The sequence below is a fragment of the Mesorhizobium sp. ISC11 genome (assembly GCF_037162595.1).
Classification (GTDB): domain Bacteria; phylum Pseudomonadota; class Alphaproteobacteria; order Rhizobiales; family Rhizobiaceae; genus Mesorhizobium; species Mesorhizobium ciceri.
On sequence record NZ_JAVSPW010000001.1, the window covers coordinates 2,444,285 to 2,470,055 of the forward strand.

At 65.0% G+C, this 25,771-nt stretch carries 26 protein-coding genes; 6 read left to right on the plus strand and 20 right to left on the minus strand.

All coding sequences use genetic code 11. From position 1 onward, the window contains the following. Positions 1–69: 69 nt before the first annotated feature. The 4 genes from RPF88_RS12215 to RPF88_RS12230 all read right to left on the minus strand — a co-directional run bounded on the left by RPF88_RS12215 (position 70) and on the right by RPF88_RS12230 (position 2,569). Entirely contained in the window at positions 70–321 is a 252-nt protein-coding gene (locus RPF88_RS12215; RefSeq protein WP_224620274.1) for a hypothetical protein, read from the minus strand. Between the two features lie 10 nt (positions 322–331). Next, a complete protein-coding gene (locus RPF88_RS12220) occupies positions 332–658 on the minus strand; it encodes an antibiotic biosynthesis monooxygenase family protein (protein WP_027163236.1) in 327 nt (108 codons plus the stop codon). A gap of 57 nt (positions 659–715) precedes the next feature. Continuing rightward, positions 716–1,591 carry an alpha/beta fold hydrolase gene (locus RPF88_RS12225; RefSeq protein WP_337122487.1) on the minus strand — a complete coding sequence of 292 codons (876 nt, stop codon included), beginning with the start codon at positions 1,589–1,591 and terminating at the stop codon, positions 716–718. Positions 1,592–1,675: 84 nt separating this feature from the next. Next, positions 1,676–2,569: a DMT family transporter gene (locus tag RPF88_RS12230; protein WP_337122488.1), complete on the minus strand. Its 894-nt coding sequence runs from the start codon at positions 2,567–2,569 to the stop codon at positions 1,676–1,678. A gap of 92 nt (positions 2,570–2,661) precedes the next feature. Between RPF88_RS12230 and RPF88_RS12235 the strand changes: the two genes are divergently transcribed. Next, positions 2,662–3,588 (plus strand): LysR family transcriptional regulator, encoded by a 927-nt coding sequence (locus tag RPF88_RS12235; RefSeq protein WP_337122489.1) that lies wholly within the window; start codon positions 2,662–2,664, stop codon positions 3,586–3,588. 39 nt (positions 3,589–3,627) lie between these two features. On the opposite strand, the gene RPF88_RS12240 is transcribed toward RPF88_RS12235, so the two are convergent. Next, the gene (locus RPF88_RS12240) at positions 3,628–4,215 is read right to left on the minus strand and encodes a hypothetical protein (protein ID WP_337122490.1); all 588 of its coding nucleotides are present in this window, start codon (positions 4,213–4,215) and stop codon (positions 3,628–3,630) included. A gap of 125 nt (positions 4,216–4,340) precedes the next feature. Between RPF88_RS12240 and RPF88_RS12245 the strand changes: the two genes are divergently transcribed. Next, positions 4,341–4,574, plus strand: a complete 234-nt coding sequence (locus RPF88_RS12245; RefSeq protein ID WP_013532341.1) for a DUF2093 domain-containing protein — start codon at positions 4,341–4,343, stop codon at positions 4,572–4,574. Here the strand turns inward: RPF88_RS12245 and lpxK are convergent. The 6 genes from lpxK to RPF88_RS12275 all read right to left on the minus strand — a co-directional run bounded on the left by lpxK (position 4,571) and on the right by RPF88_RS12275 (position 10,190). After that, positions 4,571–5,596 (minus strand): tetraacyldisaccharide 4'-kinase, encoded by a 1,026-nt coding sequence (lpxK, locus tag RPF88_RS12250; protein ID WP_013532342.1) that lies wholly within the window; start codon positions 5,594–5,596, stop codon positions 4,571–4,573. The genes RPF88_RS12245 and lpxK overlap by 4 nt on opposite strands. A 1-nt stretch (position 5,597) precedes the next feature. Further along, the gene (waaA, locus tag RPF88_RS12255) at positions 5,598–6,914 is read right to left on the minus strand and encodes a lipid IV(A) 3-deoxy-D-manno-octulosonic acid transferase (protein WP_013532343.1); all 1,317 of its coding nucleotides are present in this window, start codon (positions 6,912–6,914) and stop codon (positions 5,598–5,600) included. Then, positions 6,911–7,702 (minus strand): lysophospholipid acyltransferase family protein, encoded by a 792-nt coding sequence (locus RPF88_RS12260; protein ID WP_013532344.1) that lies wholly within the window; start codon positions 7,700–7,702, stop codon positions 6,911–6,913. The genes waaA and RPF88_RS12260 overlap by 4 nt, the downstream gene beginning before the upstream one ends. Positions 7,703–7,707: 5 nt before the next feature. After that, on the minus strand, positions 7,708–7,953 hold the full coding sequence (locus tag RPF88_RS12265; RefSeq protein WP_013532345.1) for a DUF4170 domain-containing protein: 246 nt from the start codon (positions 7,951–7,953) through the stop codon (positions 7,708–7,710). Positions 7,954–8,056: 103 nt separating this feature from the next. Continuing rightward, on the minus strand, positions 8,057–8,860 hold the full coding sequence (locus RPF88_RS12270) for a 3'(2'),5'-bisphosphate nucleotidase CysQ (RefSeq protein ID WP_013532346.1): 804 nt from the start codon (positions 8,858–8,860) through the stop codon (positions 8,057–8,059). Then, positions 8,847–10,190, minus strand: a complete 1,344-nt coding sequence (locus RPF88_RS12275) for a TldD/PmbA family protein (protein ID WP_013532347.1) — start codon at positions 10,188–10,190, stop codon at positions 8,847–8,849. Before RPF88_RS12275 ends, RPF88_RS12270 begins: the two co-directional genes overlap by 14 nt. A gap of 166 nt (positions 10,191–10,356) precedes the next feature. Between RPF88_RS12275 and RPF88_RS12280 the strand changes: the two genes are divergently transcribed. After that, positions 10,357–10,773, plus strand: a complete 417-nt coding sequence (locus tag RPF88_RS12280) for a VOC family protein (protein WP_013532348.1) — start codon at positions 10,357–10,359, stop codon at positions 10,771–10,773. Between the two features lie 23 nt (positions 10,774–10,796). Here the strand turns inward: RPF88_RS12280 and RPF88_RS12285 are convergent, their stop codons facing one another. Then, positions 10,797–12,047, minus strand: a complete 1,251-nt coding sequence (locus RPF88_RS12285) for an NAD(P)/FAD-dependent oxidoreductase (RefSeq protein ID WP_337122491.1) — start codon at positions 12,045–12,047, stop codon at positions 10,797–10,799. Positions 12,048–12,159: 112 nt separating this feature from the next. Then, positions 12,160–13,200: an EF-P lysine aminoacylase EpmA gene (gene epmA / locus RPF88_RS12290; RefSeq protein WP_337122492.1), complete on the minus strand. Its 1,041-nt coding sequence runs from the start codon at positions 13,198–13,200 to the stop codon at positions 12,160–12,162. Between the two features lie 117 nt (positions 13,201–13,317). On the opposite strand from epmA, the gene efp reads away from it, so the two are divergent. Together efp and RPF88_RS12300 are read left to right on the plus strand one after the other, a co-directional pair. After that, positions 13,318–13,887 carry an elongation factor P gene (gene efp, locus RPF88_RS12295; RefSeq protein WP_013532351.1) on the plus strand — a complete coding sequence of 190 codons (570 nt, stop codon included), beginning with the start codon at positions 13,318–13,320 and terminating at the stop codon, positions 13,885–13,887. A 179-nt stretch (positions 13,888–14,066) separates the two neighbouring features. Next, a complete protein-coding gene (locus tag RPF88_RS12300; RefSeq protein WP_337122493.1) occupies positions 14,067–14,609 on the plus strand; it encodes a dihydrofolate reductase family protein in 543 nt (180 codons plus the stop codon). Between the two features lie 41 nt (positions 14,610–14,650). On the opposite strand, the gene RPF88_RS12305 is transcribed toward RPF88_RS12300, so the two are convergent. The 5 genes from RPF88_RS12305 to RPF88_RS12325 all read right to left on the minus strand — a co-directional run bounded on the left by RPF88_RS12305 (position 14,651) and on the right by RPF88_RS12325 (position 21,211). After that, positions 14,651–15,520, minus strand: a complete 870-nt coding sequence (locus RPF88_RS12305) for a patatin-like phospholipase family protein (RefSeq protein ID WP_337122494.1) — start codon at positions 15,518–15,520, stop codon at positions 14,651–14,653. Next, positions 15,517–16,944 (minus strand): M16 family metallopeptidase, encoded by a 1,428-nt coding sequence (locus RPF88_RS12310; protein WP_337122495.1) that lies wholly within the window; start codon positions 16,942–16,944, stop codon positions 15,517–15,519. The genes RPF88_RS12305 and RPF88_RS12310 overlap by 4 nt, the downstream gene beginning before the upstream one ends. Before the next feature lie 74 nt (positions 16,945–17,018). After that, complete coding sequence (locus RPF88_RS12315) at positions 17,019–18,407, minus strand: M16 family metallopeptidase (RefSeq protein ID WP_337122496.1); 1,389 nt, start codon at positions 18,405–18,407, stop codon at positions 17,019–17,021. Positions 18,408–18,542: 135 nt separating this feature from the next. Beyond that, the gene (rsmD, locus tag RPF88_RS12320; protein WP_024504838.1) at positions 18,543–19,097 is read right to left on the minus strand and encodes a 16S rRNA (guanine(966)-N(2))-methyltransferase RsmD; all 555 of its coding nucleotides are present in this window, start codon (positions 19,095–19,097) and stop codon (positions 18,543–18,545) included. Further along, positions 19,094–21,211: a pseudouridine synthase gene (locus RPF88_RS12325; RefSeq protein WP_337122497.1), complete on the minus strand. Its 2,118-nt coding sequence runs from the start codon at positions 21,209–21,211 to the stop codon at positions 19,094–19,096. The genes rsmD and RPF88_RS12325 overlap by 4 nt, the downstream gene beginning before the upstream one ends. Positions 21,212–21,393: 182 nt before the next feature. Here RPF88_RS12325 and RPF88_RS12330 point away from each other — a divergent pair, with 182 nt between their 5' ends. Then, positions 21,394–21,843 carry a nucleoside deaminase gene (locus tag RPF88_RS12330; protein WP_127271509.1) on the plus strand — a complete coding sequence of 150 codons (450 nt, stop codon included), beginning with the start codon at positions 21,394–21,396 and terminating at the stop codon, positions 21,841–21,843. A gap of 36 nt (positions 21,844–21,879) precedes the next feature. On the opposite strand, the gene RPF88_RS12335 is transcribed toward RPF88_RS12330, so the two are convergent. Then, positions 21,880–22,551 (minus strand): hypothetical protein, encoded by a 672-nt coding sequence (locus RPF88_RS12335; protein ID WP_013532359.1) that lies wholly within the window; start codon positions 22,549–22,551, stop codon positions 21,880–21,882. 207 nt (positions 22,552–22,758) lie between these two features. Continuing rightward, a complete protein-coding gene (ileS, locus tag RPF88_RS12340; protein ID WP_127367177.1) occupies positions 22,759–25,722 on the minus strand; it encodes an isoleucine--tRNA ligase in 2,964 nt (987 codons plus the stop codon). Positions 25,723–25,771 lie beyond the last annotated feature (49 nt).

The following is a 25,771-nucleotide window of genomic DNA, read 5'->3' on the forward strand; positions in this document are numbered from 1 at the left end:
CGGACGGATTGCGGGCCTATCGCTTCGCCGCTCGAGGTCGGCAGGTCAGGAGGCCGGCCGACAATGTGGTCACCCGCGATTTTCGCCCAGCGGCCTGAGTAGCGCGATCGCAGCCGCCGCCAGCAGGAGGATCGCACCGGTGATTTCAGCCCAGCCGACCGCCTCGCCGAAGAGCCAGGCTCCTGCCGCCAAAGCGGTCAGCAAATAGCGTGCAGCCGCCAGCAGGCGCGGAGGCGCGTCATTGAGACCGAGCTTGATCGCGGCCCAGGTCAGCCCCCAGATCAGCGATATCACCGCGAAGAAGAAGAGGTTGCGAACCACCGATCGGCGCTCAGCGCAGTCCCCGACGATCGACAAGTATCCGATGGATTTCGATCCGCTCCGGCAGCTCGATCAGGAACTCGGCATCTCGGTCCAGATGATGGACTTTGGTCGGTTCGCCTTTGGTAAAGGCGGTCATCGCTTGCATGTCGGCCCAATACGAGATGGTTGTGAACCACGTCTCGGCATCACGGTCCTCGCGCAGCAATTGGACGCCAAGCGCCGTCTTCTCGAGGGGCGGAATACCCTCGGCACGCAGGTATGGCTCATAGGCGTCGGCGATGTCGCGGCGGGTGCGACCGCGCCAGATGCGCGCGATGGTCGGTTTGGTCGGCATGAGGTTCTCCTTCAGTCAGGCGGACAGCAAACTGGGCATAGCGGACGCCGGCTGTGATCAGCCGTGAACACGAGCCAGGAAATCGCGGACCAGCGCCAGCGCGTCGTCGAAATGTGTCTCGAGCAGCCAATGACCCGCCCCTTCGATCAGATGCAGTTCCGCATCGGGCAGATCGCGATGATAGGCCCTTGCCGACGCCGCGGGCATATAGCCATCCTCTGGCCCCCAAACGATCAACGTGGGCGGATGGTGTTCACGCAAATAAGCCTGGTAGCGCGGAAACCAGGTGAGATTGGCTTCCAGCTTCTCCATCAGACCGACGGCGATCTGCCGACGAACCGGCGTGTTCATCAGTGGCCAGTGAAGGCTCCAGAGATCGGGCGGCACGCGCATGGCGACGTCGTCAGCCACTTCCCCGATGAACTCGGCCCGGAACCCGTCCTCACTTACCGCGGCCTCGAGCGGACGGTGCTTGCCGGGCGTCTTGTCGGTCCACCAGGCCTTGATCGTGGCGTATTTGGGTCCAAGCACGTCCTCGTAGATGTCGCCGTTCTGGATGATCAGGGCGCTGATCCGCTCCGGGTGCGAGATCGCATGCCGGAGTCCTATCTGCGAGCCATAATCGTGCAGCCATAAGGCGTAGCGTTGGAGACCGAATTTATCGGCAAGCTTGGAAAGCACGTCGCAATAGGCGTCGAAATCATAGCCGAAGGTGGCCGGATCGGGTGTGCCGCTGTATCCGAAGCCAGGCCAGTCGAATGCAATCGTCCGCCAGCGGTCGGCGAGCGCCGGCATCAGTCGGCGGAATTGGAACGAAGAGCAGGGATAGCCGTGCGGCAAGAGCAAGACAGGTGCTTCTAACGGCCCTGCCTCGCGATAAAAAATGGATAGATCATCCAGTTGCATGCGTCGGTGCGTCGTTGCACCCGGCATTCGGACCTCCGTCGAACAAACCTCGGCTAAACGCGTTTGATCGAGGGATCGTTCCGAATGGGGGAAGCGGACGGTCGGCAATATTCATCTCTTCAAATTCACCACGATGACACCGCCCAGCGCCAGCGCGCCGCCGATTATGCCGAGCAGAGTGGGAACTTCGCCCAGCCAGAAGAAGCCGATCAGCGCGGACATCGGCGAGACCAGATAGAGGAAGTTGGAGGCACGTGCCGCCGGCAGACGCGACAGCGCGGTCGCCCAGGCGGCATAGGCGATGAGGCTGGGCACGATGCCGAGAAAGATGACGGCGCCGAGGCCTGCTGTGTCGGCGACCGCCGCCTGCGAAAAGGCCGACGGTAGGAAGGGCGCCAGGCATAGTGCGCCGAGCACCATGTTCGAAGCCGCAATGGTCAATGGATGATGGCGGGCAAACAGCGGCTTCTGGACGATGGTGTTGACGGCCGAGCACAAGGCCGAACCAAGCACCAACAGAGCACCGGTGTTGAACGACAGGCCATGCCCGTCGACCATGGCGATGATGCCTATGCCGGCGAAGGAAATCACCGTACCGATCCAGGCCACGCCTGAGAAGCGCTCGCCCAGCAATGCCATCGCCATGATGGCGGTGAAGATCGGGCTGACATTGATGATGAAGCCGGCGGCACCGGCCGAGACGGTCAGTTCGCCGAAATTGAGCATGACGGTGTAGAGCGCGACGAAGATGGCGCCGCCAAAGACCAGGCGCCACACTTCGTCGAGCCTTGGCAGCGCCGGGCGCTTGACGGCCAGGAAGATCGCCGCCGGCACAGCGGCGATGGCAAAGCGCAACGCACCCAGTTCCAGTGGGCCGAAGGCGGCGAGACCGGCTCGGATAGCGGGAAAGGCGGAGGCCCAACCAACCACCGTCAGCGCCACCGCGATGGCTGCCGTGGTGTCCATTCGCTGTGTCGAATTCAACGTGCCCGTTATCTCGCTCATCTCACCGCCCTCGTATTTCTTCGGTCCTGAAAGGCAGAAAACGCCTTTTCACCCCGGTTGACAAACGACGAAATCGAGGATCACCTGTGACTATGGATCACAGCTCGGACACAATGGTGCCGCTCGAAACGCTGCGCGCCTTCGATGCGGCGGCGCGGACAGGCAGCTTTTCAGCGGCCGCCGAAAAGCTCAATATCACCCATGGCGCCGTCAGCCGGCAGATCGCCAAGCTCGAGGACTGGCTGGGATTGAAAGTCTTCGACCGTGGTGCGCGCGGCGTCTCGCTGACGATCGAAGGCAACAGGCTGCATCTGCGCACGGCGGAAGCCTTTGCGCTGATATCGACCCATTCCGACCGCTGGGTCGAGCCGCGTGGCACGGCGGTGGTGCGGCTGACCTCGATCCCCTCCGTCAGCGGGCTGTGGCTGATGCCGCGCATGGCGGCTCTGGAGAACAATCCCTCGAAGCTGCGCATCGTGCTCGATGTCGACATCCGCCAGGCCGACCTTGCCGATGAAGGCATCGACCTCTCGATCCGCTGTGGACGCGGCGGCATTCCGGGCCGCATCTCGGTGCAGCTTTTCGAGGAACATGTCTTTCCCGTCGCGTCACCCGATCTTGCCCGCGAGATCGGCCGCGGCGACCCTGCCCGGCTGCTCAAATATCCGCTGATCAACGATTCCGACGCGTCGGCCTGGCGCGCCTGGTTTGCCGCGCAAGGCATGGATTACCGCCCGCGCCCGCAGGACCGCCGCTTCGAGGACTACAATCTGGTGCTCGACGCCGCCGCCTATGGGCTCGGCATCGCGCTGGCCCGCCCGCCGCTGACCGGACATCAATTACAATCGGGCCGCATCACTCCCGTCGATGAGCGCACAGCCCTCAACCCGGTATCCTACTGGCTCGACCGGCCGATGGGGCGGCCGCGTGCCGCCGCCGCCGACCTCGCCCGCCGCATCGCAGCAGAGGCCGGGCTGGCCCAGGAAAAGATCGAGGCGTTTATCGAAGCCGAGCGATAGGCCTTCCGGACCTATATGGAAAACCGGCCGATTCGAAGCTCAACGAAGCAACAACAAAACGAACCCAAGGATCACCGCTCCCAGCAAACCGGCCATTATCGAAACAAAGCCAATTTTCACCAGCAACTGCTCAGGGTTCGGCACCGCACCATGGGATTGATTGGCCGGCCTGTGCCTGCCCGCCGGCGTACCCAGGGCGGCAGCGTTGCGCGGGACTGGAGCCTGCGGCGGGATAAGCGACAGCAATGACAGCCCCGCAACCTTGGCGGAGGCATTGTCATTGGCGGTTGTCGAAGGCGGCAAGAAGGCTCGCAGCGTTTCGGCTTCGGGTTTTGCCTTTCTCGCCACGACTGTTGCCAACGCCGCCTCTTCGCCCGTCTCAAGCTGGGCAAGATAGGCATCGACGATGCCAGCGGATGCGATCTGCTGCGATTTGACGGCCATCGGCGCCGCCGGCAAAATCAACAGCGCCGGCGCTGTCTGCTGCGCGAGCAGAGACGGCGCCGGCGGTTGGACCAGCGCCTTGACCAGTGCCGTCATCACGGGATCAGCCTGCCCCGAGGGCACGGCTTGCGGCGTCATCACTTCCCTAAGCAGGGCGGGAAGACGAGTGGAGGAAACGTCCATTGCGGCCCACCAACAACATTTTTCCGCTTCACAATAAGCGTTCAGCATTGTCTCAGGCTTGTCTCATGCTTGACCTCGCCGGGAATTTATGGCGATGAAATCCTCATGAACCCTGGCGTCCCCGCATGATGAACCGTTTCGAAGGCCCCGGCGGCAAGGAAGCCCGCATCCGCTACCTGGATGGCGACTTCCAGGTTACCAGCCCCGGCGCGTTCGTGCGCTGCGCGGTGACAGGCGAAAGCATTCCGCTCGACGAGTTGAAGTACTGGAGCGTCGCAAGGCAAGAGCCCTATATCAGCGCCACCGCCTCGCTGCGCCGTGAAATCGAGATGCATCCGGAGCTGCGTAAGCGCAGTTAACCCTTCAGCTTGCGCTGGCGCCAGGCATCGAGCGTCTCGTCGATGATGCGCTCGGGAACGTGATCGAGTTCGAAGACCGTGTCGATCTCCAGCACCTCGAGCCGGTCGAGAAAGTCCTGTGAGGCGCCGTGGCGCAGCCGGGCGGCGTCCTTGGCGGTGGTGATGAGCACCAGCCCCTCAGTGCGTGCGGTCGCCGCCAGCTCGGCAAGTTCGTCCTCCGCATAGAAATGATGGTCCGGAAACGGCCGCGTCAATGCCAGTTCGCCGCCGGCCTCGCGCACCGTGTCGAAGAATTTCTCGGGATGGCCGATACCGGCGAAGGCGAGGAACCGCTTGCCGGCAAGCCCTGCCTTGCCGCTTGGCTCTGTATGGGCCTCGAAGATCGCCCGGCCGGCGCGTGCCGCCTGGCGGACCACGCTGTCGGCGGCAGTGCCCTCGCCCATTTTCAACAACCCGCTGGTGAAAACCAGCTGGTCGACGATTTTGGCCCTGAGCGGCCCCCCCGGAATGACGCGGCCGTTGCCGATCCCGTAGCGCGCATCGACCACGACCAGCGCATAGTCGATGTGGATGCGGGCGCTCTGGAAGCCATCGTCCATGATCAGGAAATCGCAGCCATTCCGTTCCAGCAGCAGCCGGGCGCCGGCGGCGCGGTTCGGCGTCACCGCCACCGGCGCGTGTTCGGCGAGCAGCAGCGGTTCGTCGCCGACATGCCGGGCGCTGTCGTGGTCGATATCGACCACGTGCGGCTCGGCGAAGGAGCCGCCATGGCCGCGCGACAGGAAGCCTGGTTTCAGATGCATGCGCTTGGCCTGCTTGGCGAGCGCGATGGCCACCGGTGTCTTGCCGGTGCCGCCAACCGTGAAATTGCCGATGCACAGAACAGGCGCTTCGATCTTCTCACGCTTGGCCCGCCGCATGCCGCGGCCGGCGGCAGCCGCATAGATGGCCGACAGCGGCGACAGTGCCAGGACCCGCCAGTCCGGCTCTTCCCACCAGAATGGTGGTGCTTCGGAGGCCACGCTAGCGCCCGTTCGCGCCCTTCAGGCGCGACTTGACGACCAGCGGCTGGATGTAGGGCTCAAGCGATTTCAGCGTACGCGCCAGCGCACCGCGCATCTCGTCGACGGTCGCAATGCCTGCCGCCATCATCTCGTGGCGCGCCACTTCGTTGGTCAGGAGGAAATTGACGGCGCCGGCCAGCATGTCGCGATCGCGCACCAGCTTGGCGCCGCCGCTGTCGAGGAGACGCTGGTAGGCCTCGCGAAAATTCTGCACATTGCGCCCGGCGAGAACCGCCGTGTCGAGCATGGCCGGCTCCAGCGGGTTCTGGCCACCCTCGGAGGTCAGCGAGCGGCCGACGAAGGCGATTTCCGTCAGCCGGAGATAGAGCCCCATCTCGCCGATCGTGTCGCCAAGCAATATGTCGGTGTCGGCCGTGATCCTGTCGCCCTTGCTGCGCCGCGCGACCTTCAGGCCCATGCCGGAAATCTGCGCCGCAAGCGCCTCGGCGCGATCGGGATGACGCGGAACGACGATCGTCAGAAGACCATGGTGGCGCTTGTGCAGCGTCGCGTGGACTTCAGCCGCGACCACTTCCTCGCCGTCATGGGTCGAGATCGCCGCCCAGGTCGGGCGCGTGCCTATCTGCCGCCGCAGTGTCGCCAGCGCCCGTTCGTCGACCGGCGGCGGCGACGTGTCCACCTTGAGGTTGCCCGACACCGTCACCGGCCGCGCGCCGAGCGCGAGAAACCGCTCGCCATCGACATCCGACTGGGCCACGACGTGAGCCAGGTTCTCGAACAGCGCCTCGGCGATGTTGGCGCGTTTCTTCCACGATTTGAACGAGCGGTCGGACAGCCTGCCATTGACCAGCACCTGCGGCACGCGTCGCGCGCCAAGCTCGAGGATGGTCATCGGCCAGATCTCGGATTCGGCGATGATTGCCAGATCCGGCTGCCAGTGATCGAGGAACCGGCTGACCGCCGGCTTGAGGTCGAGTGGTACATATTGATGGATGATGCGGTCACCGAGCCGCTCGTCGGCGACCTGCGCCGAGGTGACCGTGCCGGTCGTCAGCACGATGTTGACGCCGTAGTCGAGGATGCTTTCGACCAGCGGCACGACGGCTATGGTCTCGCCGACGCTCGCGGCATGGATCCAGATCACCGGCCCGTCGGGGCGCGCGCGGCCGGCGACGCCATAGCGCTCGCGGCGGCGGTAGCGGTCTTCCTTGCCGCGCGAGGTGCGCCAGGCAACGTAGGGCCCGACCAGCGGATAGGCTGCCGCACCCGCGAATCGGTAAGCCGACAGCATGGCCCGTGCCCAGCGGCCGCTCATCGCGGAGCATCCACGAGACGGTAAGCCTCGGCGGTCGCGGCATTGAGCGCTGTCGTCACTTCCTGGCGCTTGCGCTCCATTTCGGCGTCATCGGCGCCGGCCGCCACGAAGATCGGCTGGCCGATGACGATCGACGAACGGCCGAACGGCAGGTTGATGGTGGTCTTGTCCCAGCTCTTCTCCAGCACCTTGCGGCGGCTGGTGGTGATGGCGACGGGCACAAGCGGCCGGCCCGAGAGGCGAGCCAGGAGAACGATACCAAGTCCTGCGTCTCGCGGCGTGCCGTGCGGAATATCTGCGATCATGGCGACGTTCTTGCCGACGGCGAGCGACTTTTTCAGGGCGATAAGCGCTTTTGCCCCACCCTTGTCGAGGTGCCTGGCATTTTCCCGCCCGCCCGAGCCGCGCACCGCCTCGATGCCGAATTTTTCCAGCATCAAGGCGTTGAGCTCGGCATCGGCGCTGCGCGAAACCATGGCGACCAGCGGCTTGCGCTTGGGATAATAGGCAGGCGTCAGCAGATGCTGGCCGTGCCACAAGGCGATGATGCCAGGCTCGAACTCGGTATAGGCACCGCCCGAAAACCGTGCCGATCCCTCGACGACGCGATTGGTGAGGCGCACGAAGCGGACGAACTGGGCGAACAGGCTGGCGATGGCGTTCTTGACGAATCGCGACTGCGCAAGCGGTTGGCGAATCTTGCGCCAGAAGGCCTTGGTCGTGCGGCTGCGTCCCCTGCCCGTGGGCGCGGCATCGCTTGCTGGCCCTTTCGCCAGGTCATGCTCCATCGAAGTCAACCGGCAGCCTTGTTGTCGGGGTCCAGCAGCCGGTGCAGATGAACGACGAAGTAACGCATGTGAGCGTTGTCCACGCTGGCTTGCGCCTTGGCTTTCCACGCCGTGTGCGCGGATTGATAGTCGGGATAGATGCCGACGATGTCGAGCCCGTCGAGATCGCGGAATTCGGTGCCGCCAAGCTTCTTCAGTTCGCCACCGAACACCAGATGCAAAAGCTGTTTCTTTCCGTCTTCCGCGGCCATGTCGGTCCTTCACATATCGTGAGTTTGTCACAGGTCTAGACCAAAGCCGCCGACTTTGGAACCTTTAGGGCGAGATGAATTCATCTCGCCGGGGAAAACGCTTTCACGTGTCCAGACCGGCGATGACGCCGGCGAGCACGGCCAGCAATTCACCGCTGCCGGCAGCAAGGGCGCCGTGACGAGTCACCTCGCCGGCATAAAGTGGAGCGCGGCCATGCTGGTCGAGCAGCTGGCCGCCGGCCTCGCGCAGGATGAGGTCGGCCGCCGCAATGTCCCAGTCATGCGCGTTCGGCTTGACGAAAGTGGCGTCCAGCGCGCCATTGGCGATCATGGCCAGCCGATAGGCGAGCGAAGGGCTGTAAGGCGCCCGCTTCAGCCGCGCCTGCCATTCGGCAGGCATCAGGTCGGTCAACTGCTTCAGCCCGGAAATCTCCGCCGTTTCCGCCAGCTTGCGAACCGCAATGCGCTTGCCGTTGCGGAAAGCACCCTGGCCGGGCAGCGCCCAATAGGTCTCCTCCATCGCCGGGCATTCCAGCACGCCGGCCAGCGTGCGGCCATGCTCGACGACGGCGACGCTGACGCACCAGGTGCGCTGGCCTTCCAGGAAACCGCGCGTGCCGTCGATCGGGTCGACGACGAAGGTGCGGCGTGCCGAAAGCCGGACCGGATCGTCAACTGTCTCTTCCGACAGCCAGCCATAATCCGGCCGCGCCGCCAGCAATGTTTCGCGCAGATAGGCGTCGGCCGCGTGGTCGGCCTCGCTGACCGGCGATGTGCCGCCCTTCATCCAGACTTGCGGGCTGTTGCCGAAGTAGCGCATGGCGATCACCCCCGCCTCGCGGGCGGCATCGCGCAGCAGCGGCAAGTCTTCGGTGGCTCCGGCAGTGGTCAGGTCATGCTCCGGCAAGGGTCATGCCTTCGATCAGGAGCGTCGGCGCCGCGGTGCCGAAATTGCGGTCGAGGTCATCGGCCGGCACCATGTTGAGGAACATCGTCTTCAGGTTCGAGGCGATGGTGACCTCGGCGACGGGATAGGCCAGTTCGCCATTCTCGATCCAGAAACCGGAAGCGCCGCGGCTGTATTCGCCGGTGACCATGTCGACGCCCTGGCCGAACACCTCGGTGACGTAGAAGCCGGTCTTGAGCGATTTGATCAGCTCTTCCGGCGACCGCTCGCCGGGTTCGATGGCGAGATTGGTGGAGGATGGCGTAACGGAGGAGCCGCTGCGTGCGCCGCGGCCGTTGGTGACGAGGCCCAGCTCCCTTGCAGCCGAGGTCGACAGGAACCAGTGGTTGAGCACGCCCTTCTCGACCATCAACAGCTTTTCGCCCTCGACGCCTTCGCCGTCGAACGGACGCGAGGCCTGGCCACGTCGCCGGAGCGGCTCGTCGGTGACGGTGATGGCGGAGGCGGCCACCTGCTTGCCCATCATGTCGCGCAGGAACGAGGTCTTGCGCGCGACCGAGGCGCCGTTGATGGCGCCGGCGAGATGGCCGGCGATGCCGCGCGCGACGCGTGGGTCGAACACCACGTCGACCGGCCCGGTCGCCGCCTTGCGCGCGCCGATGCGGCGCACGGCGCGCTCGCCGGCCTTGCGGCCGATGTCCTCGGGCGCATCGAGATCTGCAAAATGCTGGCGCGAGGAGAATTCATAGTCGCGCTCCATGCCGGTGCCCTCGCCGGCGATAACGCTGGCCGAGCGCGAAAAACGCGAGCCGACATAGTGGCCGAGGAAGCCGTGCGAGGTGGCCAGCACCAGGCCGCCCAGCCCGGCACCGGCGCTGGCGCCGGCCGAATTGGTCACGCCCTTGACGGCAAGCGCTGCCGCTTCCGCCGCCAATGCGGCTTCCTTCAACTGGTCTGCCGACACTTCGGTGGCGTCGAACAGGTCGAGATCGCGCGTCTGTTTGGCGAGCAATGCCGGATCGGCCAGCCCTTGATAGGGATCCTGCGGCGACACTTTCGCCATCGCCACGGCGCGCTCGGCCAGCGTTTTCGGGTCGGACGCCGCTGTCGCCGAGACACTCGCCACGCGGCCGCCGACGAAAACGCGCAGCGCCACATCCTCGCTTTCGGAAGCTTCGGTAGCCTCGACCTTGCCGAGACGCACCGACACACCGGTCGAGCGGCCGCGCACGGCCACCGCGTCGGCGGCATCGGCGCCGGCCTTTTTGGCAGCCTCGACCAGGGCCGCGACGCGGTCGGTCAATTTTGCTGCGTCTGATATGTCGGTCATGCCTGAAATCCTGCTGGTGCGGCCGGTGTGCGGCCGTTGCCCACCCATCTATTGTTCCGGTCCGGCTTGTGCAATGGCATAGGCTTCAATCAAAATGCAGGGCGGACGGTTCAAACCGCGAACCCTGTGACGCAAAATCGGTTCGCAGCCTGCACGGAGCATTTCGATGACGCCTTTCCATCTCGCCTTCCCGGTCCGTGATCTCGATGAAACCCGCGTTTTCTATGGCGAGGTGCTGGGCTGCGCGATCGGCCGCTCGTCAGCGACCTGGGTCGACTTCGACCTCTACGGTCACCAGATGTCGGCGCATCTGCGGCCGCAGGCCGCACAGGCCCCCAGCGACGGCAAGGTCGACGGCATTGTCGTGCCGATCCCGCATTTCGGCGCGGTGCTCTTGATGGACGACTGGCAGCGCCTGGCGACACGGCTGGAGGCGCGCGACGACATCGACTGGCTGGAACGGCCGATGGTCCGCTTCAAGGGCGAGCCCGGCGAACAGGCAACGCTGTTCATCCGCGACCCCTCGGGCAATGCCTTGGAATTCAAGGGCTTTCGCTCGCTGGAGCAGGTTTTCGCGCACTAGCTCAGATCGAGGGCATCCATCGATCAACGGCCGAAACGGCCCGCCGCGAAAGGTGCGAGCCGAGCCGGATCGCCGCGTCCGCCGATCAAGTCGGCGACCAGCCGCGCAGTGATCGGAGCCAGCGTCAAGCCGAGATGGCCGTGCCCGAAAGCATGAATTACGCGGGAGCTGCCGCGCGAAGCGCCGATGACCGGCCTGGAATCCGGCAGGGACGGCCGGAAGCCGAGCCATTGCGAGGCAGGCGAGCCGAGCCTGGGAAAAATTTGCCTGGCGCCACGGTCAAGCAGCGCCAGCCGGCGCGGATTTGGCGGCGCGACCAGGCCGCCGAGTTCGACGGTGCCGGCGACCCGCAAGCGGCCAGCCATCGGCGTCAGGTAGAAACCAAGATCGACGGGACAGACAGGTCGGTTGAGCAGCGGCGCGTCGGTCTGGAATTCCAGATGATAGCCGCGCTCGGTCTCGAGCGGAATCCTGTCGCCGGCCTGCGCGGCCAGTGCGCGCGACCGTGCACCGGCGGCGATCACCACCGTGCCAGCCTTGATGCGAACGCCGGGTCCGCTGAGCTGGACACCGTCAGCCTCGATCTGCAGCCCGGTGATCTCTGCCTGCTTCACCGATGCACCACGGGCACTCACCGCGCCCAGCAACCGCCGCATCACCATTGCCGGATCGGTGACATTGATCGAGTCGGGAAAATACACGCCATGCGCTGCTGTCGCCGGCAGGCCCGGCTCAAGCGCCGCCACCTCTTCGGGAGTCAGCACCTCTTGGTGGATGCCAAACCCAGCGCGCATTGCCCGGCCGCCGGCGCCAGCGGCAAAATCGCTCAAGCGGCGATAGAGGTAAAGACAGCCATTGCGGCGCAGCTGGTCCTCCAGCCCGGCTTCCCCGGCCATGTCTTCCCAGGCCGGGAGGGCGTCGGCCAGCAGTCCGGCGAGCGCCAGTGCATTGGCCCGGGTGGCCGCCGGCAGCGATTGCCGCATGAACCGAACGAGCCATGGCGCCAGCTGCAGCAGCGCCGGCCAGCGCAGCGAAAACGGGCTGTCGGGATCAAGCAGCAGCTTTGGCAATGCCCGCAGCACCGCAGGAGTGCCGACCGGCATGCAGGCATATTCGGCGATCGTTCCGGCATTGCCGAACGACGCGCCTGAGCCCGGCTCGTTCGGATCGATGAGCAGGACTTCGCGGCCGTCCGCGACAAGGCGAAGTGCCGTCGCCAGCCCGACAACTCCGGCGCCGACAATGGCGATTTCGACCGTTTCAGAAGCAGCCACTGTAGATCTTCCCGATTGACCTTGAAATCCAGTACCGATCATGTGGTCTCTTGGTTCGGGGTCACGGTCCAGTCTTGATCCCTGGAATCGAATAGGCCAGATCTTTCCGCCCTCAGGCGACAGGCGTCCAGATCACGTCCTCGATTTTTTGCGCGCCGGTCGCCAGCATCGCCAGCCGGTCGAAGCCGAGCGCGATGCCGCTGGCCGGCGGCATGATGGCAAGGGCTGAGAGAAAATCCTCGTCCAGCGGATAGCGCTCGCCATAGATGCGCTGCTTCTCGTCCATCTCGATAACAAAGCGCCGGCGCTGCTCGTCGGCGTCGGTCAGTTCGCCAAAGCCGTTGGCGAGTTCGACGCCGCAGCAATAGAGCTCGAAACGCTCGGCGACGCGCGGGTCGCGCTGGCTCGGCCGCGCCAGTGCCGCCTCGGCGACGGGATATTCGCACAGGATGGTCGCGCGGCCCTGCCCGAGAAATGGCTCGACCTTTTCCACCATCACCCGGCTGAACAGATCGGCCCAGCTGTCGTCGGGCGCGGTGCGCAGGCCGACATGGGTCAAGGCGGCGTGCAGCGCGTCGCGGTCGGTGCTGCCGTCGGCGGCGACCGTGGCCAGCAGGTCGATGCCGGCATGGTGGGCGAAAGCGTCCGCCACCGTCAGTCTTTCCGGCTCGGCAAAGGGATCGCAGTCGCGGCCCCGGAAAGAGAAAAGAGTCGCCCCTGTCCTTGTCGCGGCCAGCGCCAGAAAGGCCGCACAATCCAGCATCAGGCTCTCATAGGCCTCGCCCACCCTGTACCATTCGAGCATGGTGAATTCGGGATGATGCAAGGGGCCGCGCTCGCGGTTGCGATAGACCGGACCGAAGCTGAAAATCCTGGTTTCACCGGCGGCGATCAACTTCTTGCAGGCGAATTCCGGCGAGGTGTGGAGATAGAGTGGCGCCCTTGCACCGTCCGGCCCGACCGCTTCCGTGGCGAAAGCCGCCAGATGCGCCTCATTGCCGGGCGAGACCTGCAGCGCCGCCGTTTGCACCTCGACGAAATCATGGGTGGCGAACCAGTCGCGCAGGCCGGCGGCGATGCCATTGCGCAGCATCAGCCGCGGGCGGCGGTCGGCGTGAACGTCAGGCGTCCACCAGGGCGAAGCTTCGGTCATGCGGCTCGGAACATGGTGGAAGGGGGCTGGCGGCGGCGGCCAAGATGCGGTAGGCCCCCATCCAGCGCCGCACTAGCCGGCAAACGCCAGTCAACTCTTCTTGCAGGATTTAAAACCGTGGTGAAAGTCATCGCCAGTTCGCTCCGCAAAGGCAATGTCGTCGACAAGGACGGCAAGCTTTATGTGATCCTCTTTGCCGAAAACATCCACCCAGGCAAGGGCACGCCGGTAACGCAGCTCGACATGCGCCGCATCGGCGACGGGGTGAAGGTTTCGGAACGCTACCGCACCACCGAGCAGGTCGAGCGCGCCTATGTCGAAGAGCGCGAGCACACCTTCCTCTATCGCGACGGCGAAGGCTTTCATTTCATGAACCCGGAGACCTACGACCAGGTGGCGGTGTCGGAAGCCGTGGTCGGCGACATGGCGCCTTACCTGCTGGAAGGCATGGCCGTGCAGGTGTCGCAGTTCAACGGCATTGCCATTTCCCTGGTGCTGCCGCAGCGCGCCACCTTCGAAGTGGTGGAAACCGAGCCGACGACCAAGGGCCAGACGGCCTCGTCGTCCTACAAGCCGGCCGTGCTATCCAACGGCGTGCGCACCCTGGTGCCCCCCCACATCGCGCCGGGCACCCGCGTGGTGGTGATGACGGCTGATGGGGCTTATGTGGAGCGGGCGAAGGACTGAAGACGAGCGGTGGGGTTACGGGTTTACCGGCCAGCCCTGCGTTTCACCAGGGCTCACCCTTGTCCTCTTCCGCTGTCTCCCCTTGAACGCGGCGCCTCCGCCCGCACAGTGATATTTTTCACGAAGCATGTCGCAAACACCCTGCGCGGTCCGTCCTTTGAGCGAAGAAGGAGAACGCCATGCGAAAACTTATCGTCACCGAATTCATCAGCGTCGATGGCATTGCCGAGGTCGAGAAGCTGCCAAGCGTGACTTGGAACGACGAGATGAACAGGTTCAAGGAGGACGAGCTTGCCGACAGCGGCGCCATGCTTTTGGGGCGCACGACCTATGAGATATTTGCCGGCTCCTGGCCGACGGAAACCGGAGATTTTGCCGAACGGTTCAACGCGCTGCCGAAATATGTCGCGTCGAACAGCCTGAAGGCGCTCGACTGGAAGCCTGCCGAATTGCTGAAGGGGCCGCTGCCCGAAGCGGTCAGGATCCTGAAGCAAGGCAGCGGCGGCAACATCTATGTGCATGGCAGCCTCAGCGTCGCGCAGGAATTGCTGCGCCATGGCCTGGTCGACCGCGTCAGGCTGCTCAGTTATCCCGGCACCGTCGGCCAGGGCAAGCCGCTGTTCCCAGGCGGCGAACCGGTGTCGCTCGAACTGATTTCTGCGATGCCGTTCAGCAACGGCGTTGTGGCGCTGGAGTATGCGCCGGTGGCGGCGAAGTCGTAAATCGGTTGGAGCCTTTCAGATCGAATGGGGAAGATGCATCCTCACCCGACCTGCTTGCCCCGTCTCCCCTTGATGGCGGCGCTATTCCTCGCCTCCACCGCCTTCTCCACCTGCCGCTTCAGTTCGTCCTTGATATCCACCGTCTCGTTCATCAGCGCGTCGATCTTCAGGAAATCGAGGACGCGGTATCTCGACACTGCCGGGCGGACCAGGATGTCGGGGCGGCATTGCTTCAGCTTGTTGGCGATGATCGACTGCATCATCAATTGCGTGGCGCCGAACATCAGGTCGACGGAGGTCGGCTGTTTGCGGTCGGCCTCTTCCGGTGCGCCGACGACGTCGACGCCGATGATGATGTCGGCGTCGTTCTCGATCAGGTCGAACGGCACGGGGTTGTAGATGCCGCCGTCGATCAGCAGCCTGCCGTCGCGCATCACCGGACGGAACACGGCAGGGATGGCCGCTGACGCCGCCAGCGCGGAGTGCAGGTCGCCGTCTTCGAAGACGGCCAGCTTGTGACCGAAATAGTCGGTCGCCGTCACCTTCAGCGGGATCTTCAGCTCGGCAAAGGTTTCGGGGATGGCCTCGGGCAGAAAGGCTTTCAGGATGCGTTCGACATTGAACTGGCTGACGCGGATGCCGTTCTGCATGGCTTCGGCTATCGTGCCCGGCCGCGCCCGCCACATGCGGCTGGCCACCTCGGCGCGGCGGCCGAGGATCGAGCGGGCGTAGTCGTGGATGTCCTTGCCGGTCATGCCCGATGCCATGCCGGCGCCCATGATGGCGCCGATCGACGAGCCGGCAATCGCCACCGGCTTGATGCCGAGCTCGTCCAGCGCCTCGATGACATGGATATGCGCCAGCCCGCGCGCGCCGCCGCCGCCGAAGGCGATGCCGAAAGTGGGGCTCATCCCTTGCCGGCTCCGGCCAGTTTCGGGCCGATGACCATGATGGTCGGCTCGGTGGTCAGCAGCTTTTTCGCCGCGGCCTTGACCTGTTCGAGCGTCACCGCGTTGATGTAGCCGGCGCGGCGCTGCATGTAGTCGATGCCGAGATCGTCGAGCTGCAACTCGACCAATGTCGAGGCAATGGCGCTGGACGAGTCCAGATTGTTGATGGCGTAGGCGCCGATCATGTATTTCTTGGTCGCCGCCAGTTCCGCTTCGGTCGGGCCTTGCTCGGCCAATTGCTTGACCACATCGCGGACGATGCCCAGCGTCTCGGCCGCACGGTCGGACCGGGTGCCGGTGCTGACGATCAGCGCGTTAGCGTGGTCCTGGTTGATGAGCGAGGAGTTGACACTGTAGGCCAGTCCGCGCTTTTCGCGCACTTCCTGGAACAGGCGCGAGGTGAAGGTGCCGCCGCCGAGGATCTCGTTCATCAGCACGGCGGGGAAGAAATCCGCCGCCTTGCGCTTCACGCCTGGAAAGGCGAGCTGCAGGGAGGTCTGCGGCAGGTCGTAGTCGACCTCGATATGCTGCGCCAGCTTCGGGTCGATATCGGCCACAGGCCTCAGCGCCTGGTTCTGCGGCAGGTCGCCGAACACCATGTCGAGCTTCTTCTTCAGCGTCTCCGCGTCGATGGCGCCGACCACGGCGACATGCAGGCCGCCGCGCGCGAACACCGCTTTGTGCAGGGCTTTCAGATCATCGGACGTGATGGCGGCGATGCTTTCCTTGGTGCCCTGATCGGAGCGGGAATAGGGATGGTCGCCATAGAGGGCGCGCGCCCATTTGTTCTGCGCCACCGTGTCCGGGTCGTTTTCGCCGGCGATGATGCCGGACAGGATCTGGGAACGGATGCGGTCGATCGGCAACTGGTCGAAGCGCGGCTCGTTGACCGCCAGCCGCAGCAGGTCGAAGGCCTGGTCGCGCTGCTCGGCCAGCATGCGCATCGAGCCGTAGATGCCGTCGCGGCTCTCGTCGAAGCTCATCTCGGCGCCGGCATCGTCGAGCTTGATCTGGAAGTCTTCACTATCGAGCGGGCCGGCGCCTTCGTCGAACAGGCCGGTCATTAGATTGGCCAGTCCTTCCTTGCCGACAGGATCCTGCGTCGAGCCGCCGCCAAAGACGAAGCGGATGGCGACGACCGGCACGGAATAGTCCTCGACCAGCCAGGCGGTGATGCCCTTTGGCGAGGTGACGGACTGGATGTCCATGGCCCGCGCGGTGAGTGCCGGCAGGATGAGGAAGAGGATGGAGAGGAAAAGGGTGGTGAGTGCGGCGAGCGCCCTTCCTTCTCCCCTTGTGGGAGAAGGTGGATCGGCGCGCAGCGCCGAGACGGTTGAGGGGTGGGTGACGGAGCGCCGTCGGCGCCAAGCTGGAACACCCCTCATCCGACCTCGCTTCGCTCGGCCACCTTCTCCCACAAGGGGAGAAGGGAGAGAGCGGCGGTGCTGGTTCGTCATCATCAATTCCCCGCCTGTTGCTGCGGCAAGAGATAGCCGGTCGTCGACCGGGCGAGCACCAGATAGCGCGCGGCGACCGCCTTGACCTCGTCTGCGGTGACCTTGCGGATGCGGTCCGTCCATTGCTGGACGTCCTGCACATTGCCGCCGGTGGCCAGCGTCGAACCGTAGATGTTGGCCATGGAATCCTGCTTGTCGCGGGCAAAGATCATCGACCTGACATAGCGGTCCTTGGCCTTTTCCAGTTCCGATGGCGTCACGCCATCCCGGACGATGCGCACCACCTCCGCATCGACCGCCGTTTCGACGTCGGAAATCCTGGCATCGCCGCGCGGCGCGCCGTAGACGGTGAAGTTGGTGTCGTCGAGCATGGTGCCCTGGAAAAAGGCGCCGGCGCTGGATGCGATACCTTGCTGGACGACGAGCGCCTGGTACAGCCGGCTGCGATTGCCGCCGCCGAGGATCTCCGCCAAGAGGTCGAGCGCTTCCGCCTCGCCCGGCTTTCCCGAATGATAGGACGGCACCACCCATTGCGTGGAAAAGCTCGGCACGCTGACGCGCGCGTCGGAGAGCGTGACCGTGCGCTTGGTGTTCTGCTCCGGCTCGACCGGGCGGATGCGGGGCGGCAGATCGGGGCCGCGCGCCACCTTGCCATAGGTCTTTTCGGCCAGCGCCCGCACCGTGTCCGGTTCGACATCGCCGGCGACGATCAGCACGGCGTTATTGGGCCGGTAGTATTTGTCGTAGAAGGCGGTGGCGTCGACGCGGTTCAGCTGCTGCATCTCCTGCATCCAGCCGATGACCGGAATGCGATAGGGCTGGTTCTGCCACAGCGTCGCATCGACCTCCTCGTCCAGCACAGCCTCGGGGCTGTTGTCGATACGCGAGCGGCGCTCCTCGAGGATGACGTCGCGCTCGGTCTTGATGACATCGTCGGTGAGGATGAGGTTGCGCATGCGGTCAGCCTCGAAGCTCATCATCAGCTCGAGCGCCGACGGCGCCACCGTCTCGTGGAAAGCGGTGTAGTCATAGGAGGTGAAGGCGTTGTTGGATCCGCCGATATCGGAGACGGCGCGGTCGAACTCGCCGGCCGCATGGTTGGTCGTTGCCTTGAACATCAGATGTTCGAAGAAATGCGCGATGCCGGATTTGCCGGGCGGCTCGTCGGCGCTGCCGATCTTGTACCAGACCATGTGGGTGACGATCGGCGCACGGTGGTCGGGAATGACGACCACCTCCATGCCGTTGTCGAGCAGGAAATCCGTGACCTTGAACTCGGCCGGAACCGTGTTGGGCAAGACGGGGCTCTCGGCCAGCACTGGGCTGGTCGTGACAAAAGCCAAGGAGGTCGCCAACAGCGTTCCCCGCAGCCATTCAATCCTGGATGTCATCAACGGCTCCGGTTCTGTCGACAGACGATAGGCAAGGTGCTGGCGACAAGCAAAGTGATTTGTTGATCATGTTGCCGGCAAAGGCGGCGGCAAAGAGGCCGGCCCATGGATGCCCGGCCAAGGATACGAGGCGTATCAGGCCGCCTCGATGAAGCGGATGACGGTCTCGCCATAGTTGCGTTCGTCCAGCACCGAAAAGCCGGGGCCTGGCTCGAAGGACGCCACCGCGGCCTCTTCGACCACGCACAGCGCGCCGGGGCGAAGCCAGCCGCCGGCTTTGGCCGACTGCAAGGCGCGCTCGCCAAGGCCCTTGCCATAGGGCGGGTCGGCGAAGACAAGGCCGAACGGCGCCAGCGTGCCGGCCTCGCCGAGGCCGGTGGCATCGCGGCGGAAGATCTTGGTGCGGCCGGTGAGCCCGAAGGCCTCGACATTGTCGCGGATCAGGCCACGGCCTTCCGCCGATTCCTCGATGAAGACACCGTAGGAGGCACCGCGCGACAGCGCTTCGAGTCCCAGCGCGCCGGTGCCGGCGAACAGGTCGAGCACGCGTGCCCCGTCCAATTGCTCGGCAAAGCGATGCGCCAGCACGTTGAAGACCGCCTCGCGGGTACGATCGGTCGTCGGACGGATGGCGCTCGAGCGCGGCGTCGCCAACGGACGCCCGCGAAACTCACCGCCGACGATTCTCATCTCGCTTTGGGGCCTCGGGGACCGTTGCGCGGACGCTCACCGCCGCCAGCCCCGCCCGGACGTTCGCCGCGCGGCTTGCCGAACGGCTTTGCACCGGCCGGTTTGCCATAGGTCGGTTTGAACGAGGCCTTGCGCGCCTTGGCGTCAGCCGCCTTGGCGGCGTCAGCTTCGGCCCTGCCCTTGCCGATCGGTCGCGCGCCTGGCGCCATCCAGACATTGGCCTTGCGCTGGCCGGGCGGCTCGATCGGCCGCTGCTCGCGCTCGGACTTTTTGCCACCGCCCGGCTTGCCACCAAAAGCACCACGCGGCTTGTCGCCGAAGCCACCGCGCGGTTTGTCGCCGAAATTGCCGCGCGGCTTGTCGCCAAAGCTGCGTTCGGGACGCGGGGCGCGTTCGCCAAAACTCTTCTCAGCGTTTCTGTCGGGGCTTGTCGACAGTTTGCCCAGAGCCTCATCGCGGCTGCCTTCGCGGCGCTTGCGATTCTTGATCAACCCGCCCTCGCCGATCGGGCGGCGCTCGCCATCGCGGGTGAATTTCGGCCGTTCCGGCTCCGGCTCGCGAACTTCGGTGCGCCGCACCGGCTTGTTGGAAAACGGCTTGGTGACATCGGCGTCGAAATTGGCGCCGGATTCCTCGACCAGGCGCTCGCCAAGCTGGTCGCGCAACACCCTGCCCTTGATTTCCAGCACATGGCCCTCGGCGAGGTCATCGAGTTGGAACGGCCCGTAGGAGATACGGATCAGCCGCGTCACGTCGAGGCCGAGCGAACCCAGGATGTTCCTGACTTCGCGGTTCTTGCCCTCGCGCAGGCCGATCGTCAGCCAGGCATTGGTGCCTTGCTCGCGATCGAGCGTCGCTTCGATGGCGCCGTAAAAGACGCCGTCGACGGCGATGCCTTCGCGCAGGCCGGCAAGCGCGCTTTCCTCGACCTTGCCGTGGACGCGCACGCGGTAGCGGCGCAGCCAGCCGGTGGCCGGCAGTTCGAGCACGCGCGACAGGCCGCCATCATTGGTGAGCAGCAGCAGGCCTTCGGTGTTGATGTCGAGCCGGCCGATGGTCATCAGCCGCGGCAATTCAGCCGGCAGCACGTCGAAGACGGTCTTGCGGCCCTCGGGATCGCGGTTGGTGGTGACGACGCCGGCCGGCTTGTGGAACAGGAACAGCCTTGTGCGCTCGATCGGCGGGATTTCCATACCGTCGAGATGGATGATGTCATCAGGCATCACGTTGAAGGCCGGTGAAGTCAGGGCGCGGCCATTGACCTTGACGCGGCCGGCGGCGATCAGTTCCTCGGCATCGCGGCGCGAGGCGAGGCCGGCGCGGGCCAGCCGCTTGGCGATGCGCTCGCCTGCCTCTTCCGCAGCCTCGGCGGGACGCGGGCGTGGCTTGAAGCTGCCGCCTGACGCGCCTTGCGGCCGATCGTTGAAATCCCGCTTCGGGCGATCGCCGAAGTCACGCTTGGGGCGGTCGGCGAAGTCACGCCTTGGGCGATCGCCGGCGTCACGGGGGGCGCGGTCACCGAAATCGCGCTTGGGACGGTCGAAGCGCTTTTCGCCGCCCGCTGCCGCCCCAGCCGGCCGGTCGCCCCGCGGTGCGTAGGGTTTGCGCGGCCCTTCGCGCTTCTCGTAGGGCTTGCGCTCGCCTTCGGCGGCCACCGGGCGGTCGCCGCGCGGTGCGTAGGGCTTGCGTGGCCCCTCGCGCTTTTCATAGGGCTTGCGCTCGCCTTCGGCGGCCACCGGGCGGTCGCCGCGCGGTGCGTAGGGCTTGCGTGGGCCCTCGCGCTTTTCATACGGTTTGCGCTCGCCTTCGGCGGCCATTGGACGATCGCCGCGCGGTGCATAAGGTTTGCGCGGCCCCTCGCGTTTCTCAAAAGGCTTGCCTTCGGGACGCGGGCCTTTGCTGAAAGGCTTGTCGCCGCCCTTGAAATCGCGCTTCGGCCGCTCGCCATCGGCAGCCATCGGCCGGTCGCCACGCGGTGCGTAAGGTTTCTTGGCGCCAAAGGACGGTTTGCCGCCCTTGCCCGCGGCGCCATCGCGGCTGCGCGGTCCCGCGGCTTTCGGCCCACTCTTGGCCGGACCCTTCCTGGGTCGGAATTTCTTGTCGTTGTCGTCCATGTGGCCTTTATCCGTTTGCGCTGCTACAGCGTGGCGCATCCTTAGGGGCGCGCAACGAACGCTGTAGCACTTTTGATGTGGCGCATGATCATTTTCGAAAACCGAGTCCCGATTTTCGAGGTCATGCGCTCCATAACAGGATCACCGTCAGGTGGCGAGGAGATAATCGGAGTGGAAATCGCGTGAAGCGGCCCGATTTCATGGCGCTGGCGCTGAAGGAGGCCGAAGCTGCCGCCTTGCGAGGCGAAGTGCCGGTCGGCGCCGTCATCGCCAATGGCGCTGGTGTTGTCGCCAGCGCCGGCAACCGCACACGCGAACTTGCCGACCCGACCGCGCATGCCGAGATGCTGGTCATCCGCGAAGCCTGCCGCAAACTGTCGGCCGAGCGACTGACCGGGCACGATCTCTATGTGACGCTGGAGCCTTGCGCCATGTGCGCCGGCGCCATTTCCTTCGCCCGGCTGCGCCGGCTCTATTTCGGCGCCGCCGACGACAAGGGCGGTGCGGTGGTCAACGGCGTGCGCTTCTTCGCCTCGCCGACCTGCCACCACGCGCCCGACATCTATCCGGGCATGGGCGAGACCGAAGCAGGCCTGCTGCTCAAAGAATTTTTTCGGGAGCGGCGCGGCTGAAGCGGGCGCTACGCCCGGCGACACAATTCGGTGTTCTTACAGCCAATCGAACCAGCCGCTGCCCTTCTTGCCTTCCGCCTCTTTCTTGAGACGGCGTTCCTTCTTGTACTCGTCCTCGCCAAGCTCGTTCTGCGGCGCGGTGCCGGCCGCGACACGATACTGCACTGGAGGCTCGCTCAGATATTTGCGGGTGTTCGGATCGCCCTGCTTGCTGTCGGCGAGGCGACGCTGGATCTCGGCGGCACGGCCCTTGTCGGAATCGGCCGGTGTCCATGCCGGCGGGTGGCTCGAGCCTGACTCCGCCATCGCCCTTTTCACCGAGGCCGGATCGGTTTGCACGTCGTCGACGATCTCCGACTGATAGGCCGGGTCGTTCTGATGGGCGGTGGCATCGGCGCGCAAGCGGGCGCGGCGCTGCTCGGGCGATTCGGGCCATTCGGCGCTCGCCGTCTCGATGCTGTCCTGCGGGGCCGGCAGCGCTTCCTTCTGGCCGGGCGCCGGCTTTACAAGCGTCGGACGCGGCTTGTAGTCGATCTGTTCCTTGCGCTTCGGCGCAAATGAAAAGGCGCCTGAAATATCGCCGGCCAGCTGTTCGCCGGCGGTCTTGTCGGTGCCGTAGGTCGGAGAGCCCATGCAGCCGGACAAAGCGAGGCCCGACGCGACAAGCGGCGCCAGCAGCGCCAGGCGCGCATTATATCTCTCGGTCATGCCAAAAAGTCCCACTCTAGACAGCCTCTCGATTGCCACCAGCCTCGTGGCCGGTCCCCATCGTCCAAGCACTTGCGACGGAAATCCGGCGACAATTTGTCTTCCGGAGTTTCGCGTGTTTACCTCAACCACTCGTTAAGGGCAACGCGCGGGCGGTTTTCACCCGCCCGGCGTGGCATTTGTGCACCGATCAAGCTGGCCGGCCTGTCAAAGCCGGCCAAGCGCCTTCAATTCATGCAGCACCGCCGCATCCCTGGCCGAAACATCCGGGTATTCCGGATCCTGGCCGATATCGGCGGTGTAGCGCCATGAGCGTGCGCATTTTAACAGGCCGCGATCCTCGGCCTTCTCGACCACCACGGCGACACCCCTGACGTCGTCGATCGCGAAGGCACCAGCCGGTGCCTCGCCATGCGCGATAACCAGATCGCTGGTGATCGCCATCTCGGCCATGTCGACATCTGAAATCGCCGCTTCGAGCGCTGCATCGTTGATGGTGACGACCGGCACCGCTTCCAGCGACGATCCGATCACCTTCTGGGCGCGCGCGATCTCCAGCGCGCCGGTAACGACGCGCCGCACCTGCCGCACCTGGCGCCACTTTTCCGCCAACGCCTCGTTCTTCCAGTCCGCCGGGATTTGCGGGAACTGGTCGAGATGCACCGAGACCGCGTCGGGATGACGATCGAGCCAGGCCTCCTCCATGGTGAAGGGCAGCATCGGCGCCAGCCATTTCACCAGGCAATCGAAGAGATGGCGCACCACCTGCACCGAAGCCTTGCGCTTCAGGCTCGACGGCGCGTCGCAGTAGAGCGCGTCCTTGCGGATGTCGAAATAGAACGCCGACAGCTCGACCACCATGAAATCGAGCAGCATGCGGGTGATGCGCTTGAATTCGAAGGCGTCGTAGCCCGAGCGCACGACCTCATCGAGCTCGGCCAGCCGGTGCAGCATCAGCCGCTCCAGCTCCGGCATCTTCTCCAGCGGCACCTCTTCGCCATCGTCATGGGCGAGCGTGCCGAGCATCCAGCGGATGGTGTTGCGCAGCTTGCGGTAGGCATCGATGTTGGTCTGCAGCACGTTCTTGCCGAGCCGCTGGTCCTCCCAGTAGTCGGTCGTCACCACCCACAGACGCAGGATATCGGCGCCCGACTGCTTGATGACGTCCTGCGGCACCACGGTGTTGCCGAGCGACTTCGACATCTTGCGGCCATCCTCGTCCATGGTGAAACCATGGGTGACGACAGTATCGTAAGGCGCCCTGCCCCTGGTGCCGCAGCTTTCCAGCAGCGAGGAATGGAACCAGCCGCGATGCTGGTCGGAGCCTTCGAGATAGACGTCGGCCGGCCATTTCAGGTCAGGGCGATCCTCCAGCGTGAAGGCATGCGTCGAGCCCGAATCGAACCAGACGTCGAGGATGTCCATCACCTGCTTCCATTTGGAGGCATCGTGATTGCCAAGGAAACGCTCCTTGGCGCCAGCGGCGAACCAGGCGTCGGCGCCCTCCTTCTCGAAGGCGTCCATGATGCGCTGGTTGACCGCTTCGTCCTTCAGCACATTGCCGTCGACATCGGCGAAGACGGCGATCGGCACGCCCCAGGCGCGCTGGCGCGACAGCACCCAGTCCGGGCGCTCCTCGATCATGGCGCGGATGCGGTTCTGGCCTGCGGCGGGCACGAAACGGGTGTCGTCGATGGCCTTGAGCGCCCGGCTGCGCAGCGTCGAGCCGTCGCCGAGGTCCTTGTCCATATAGACGAACCATTGCGGCGTGTTGCGGAAGATGATCGGTTTTTTGGACCGCCACGAATGCGGATAGCTGTGCTTCAGCCGGCCACGCGCGAACAGCGCGTTGCGCTTGATCAGCTCGTCGATGACGGCCTGGTTGGCGTTGCCCTTCTTGCCGTTGTCGTCGATGACGCGCGCCGGTCCACCCTCGCGGTCCGGTCCGAAACCCGGCGCGTCCTTGGTGAAGAAGCCGCCATCGTCGACGGTGAACGGGATGGCGGGATCGATGCCGCGTGCGCGCAGATCCACCGCCGCGTCCATCCAGGCGTCAAAGTCCTCGCGGCCGTGTCCGGGCGCGGTGTGGACGAAGCCGGTGCCGGCATCGTCGGTGACATGGTCGCCGGCGAGCATCGGAACGGCAAATTCGTAGCCGCCGCAAAAACCCTTGAGCGGATGTGAAAGCGTAAGGCTTCCAAGCTCTTGCGCCGAAACGCTGCGGAGACGATTCAAGGTGACCTTGGCCTTGGCCGAGGAGTCTTCGGCCAGTGCGTCGGCAAAGATCAGCTTTTCGCCCGGCTGCGGGCCGAATGCGTTCTCGGCCGCCGTAACCTCGTAGAGGCCGTAGTTTATGCGCGGCGAATAGTTGACGGCGCGGTTGCCTGGGATCGTCCACGGCGTCGTCGTCCAGATGACGACGTGGGCCTGCAGCAGATCGAGGGCGCCCTCCGTCAGCTTGGTCTGGCCATCGTCGATGGGGCGGACAAGGCTGGCGACCGGAAACTTCACCCAGATCGTGTCGCTCTCATAGTCGTGGTACTCGATCTCGGCCTCGGCCAGCGCCGTGCGCTCGACCACGCTCCACATCACCGGCTTGGAGCCGCGATAGAGCTGGCCCGACATGGCGAACTTCAACAGCTCGCCGGCGATGCGCGACTCGGCATGGAAAGCCATCGTCGTATAGGGGTTCTTGAAGTCGCCGATGACGCCGAGGCGCTGGAACTCGGCCCCCTGCACCGTGATCCAACCCGCGGCGAATTCGCGGCATTCCTTGCGGAACTCGTTGACCGGCACCTCGTCCTTGTTCTTGCCCTTGGCGCGGTACTGCTCCTCGATCTTCCATTCGATCGGCAGGCCGTGACAGTCCCAGCCGGGCACATAGTTCGAGTCGTAACCGCGCATCTGGAACGAGCGGGTGATGACGTCCTTGAGGATCTTGTTCAGTGCATGGCCGATATGGATGTTGCCATTGGCGTAGGGCGGGCCGTCATGCAGCACGTATTTCGTGCGGCCGGCAGCGCTCTCGCGCAGCTTGCGGTAGAGATCCATGTCCTGCCAGCGCTTGACCAGCAGCGGCTCCTTCTCCGGCAAGCCGGCGCGCATCGGGAAGTCCGTCTGCGGCAAATAAAGCGTCTTGGAATAGTCGATCGTTTCAGTTGTATCGGTCATTGGTCTGCCATGTGCATTGCCCGGCGGCAAAAGAGCTCGGGCGTGAACT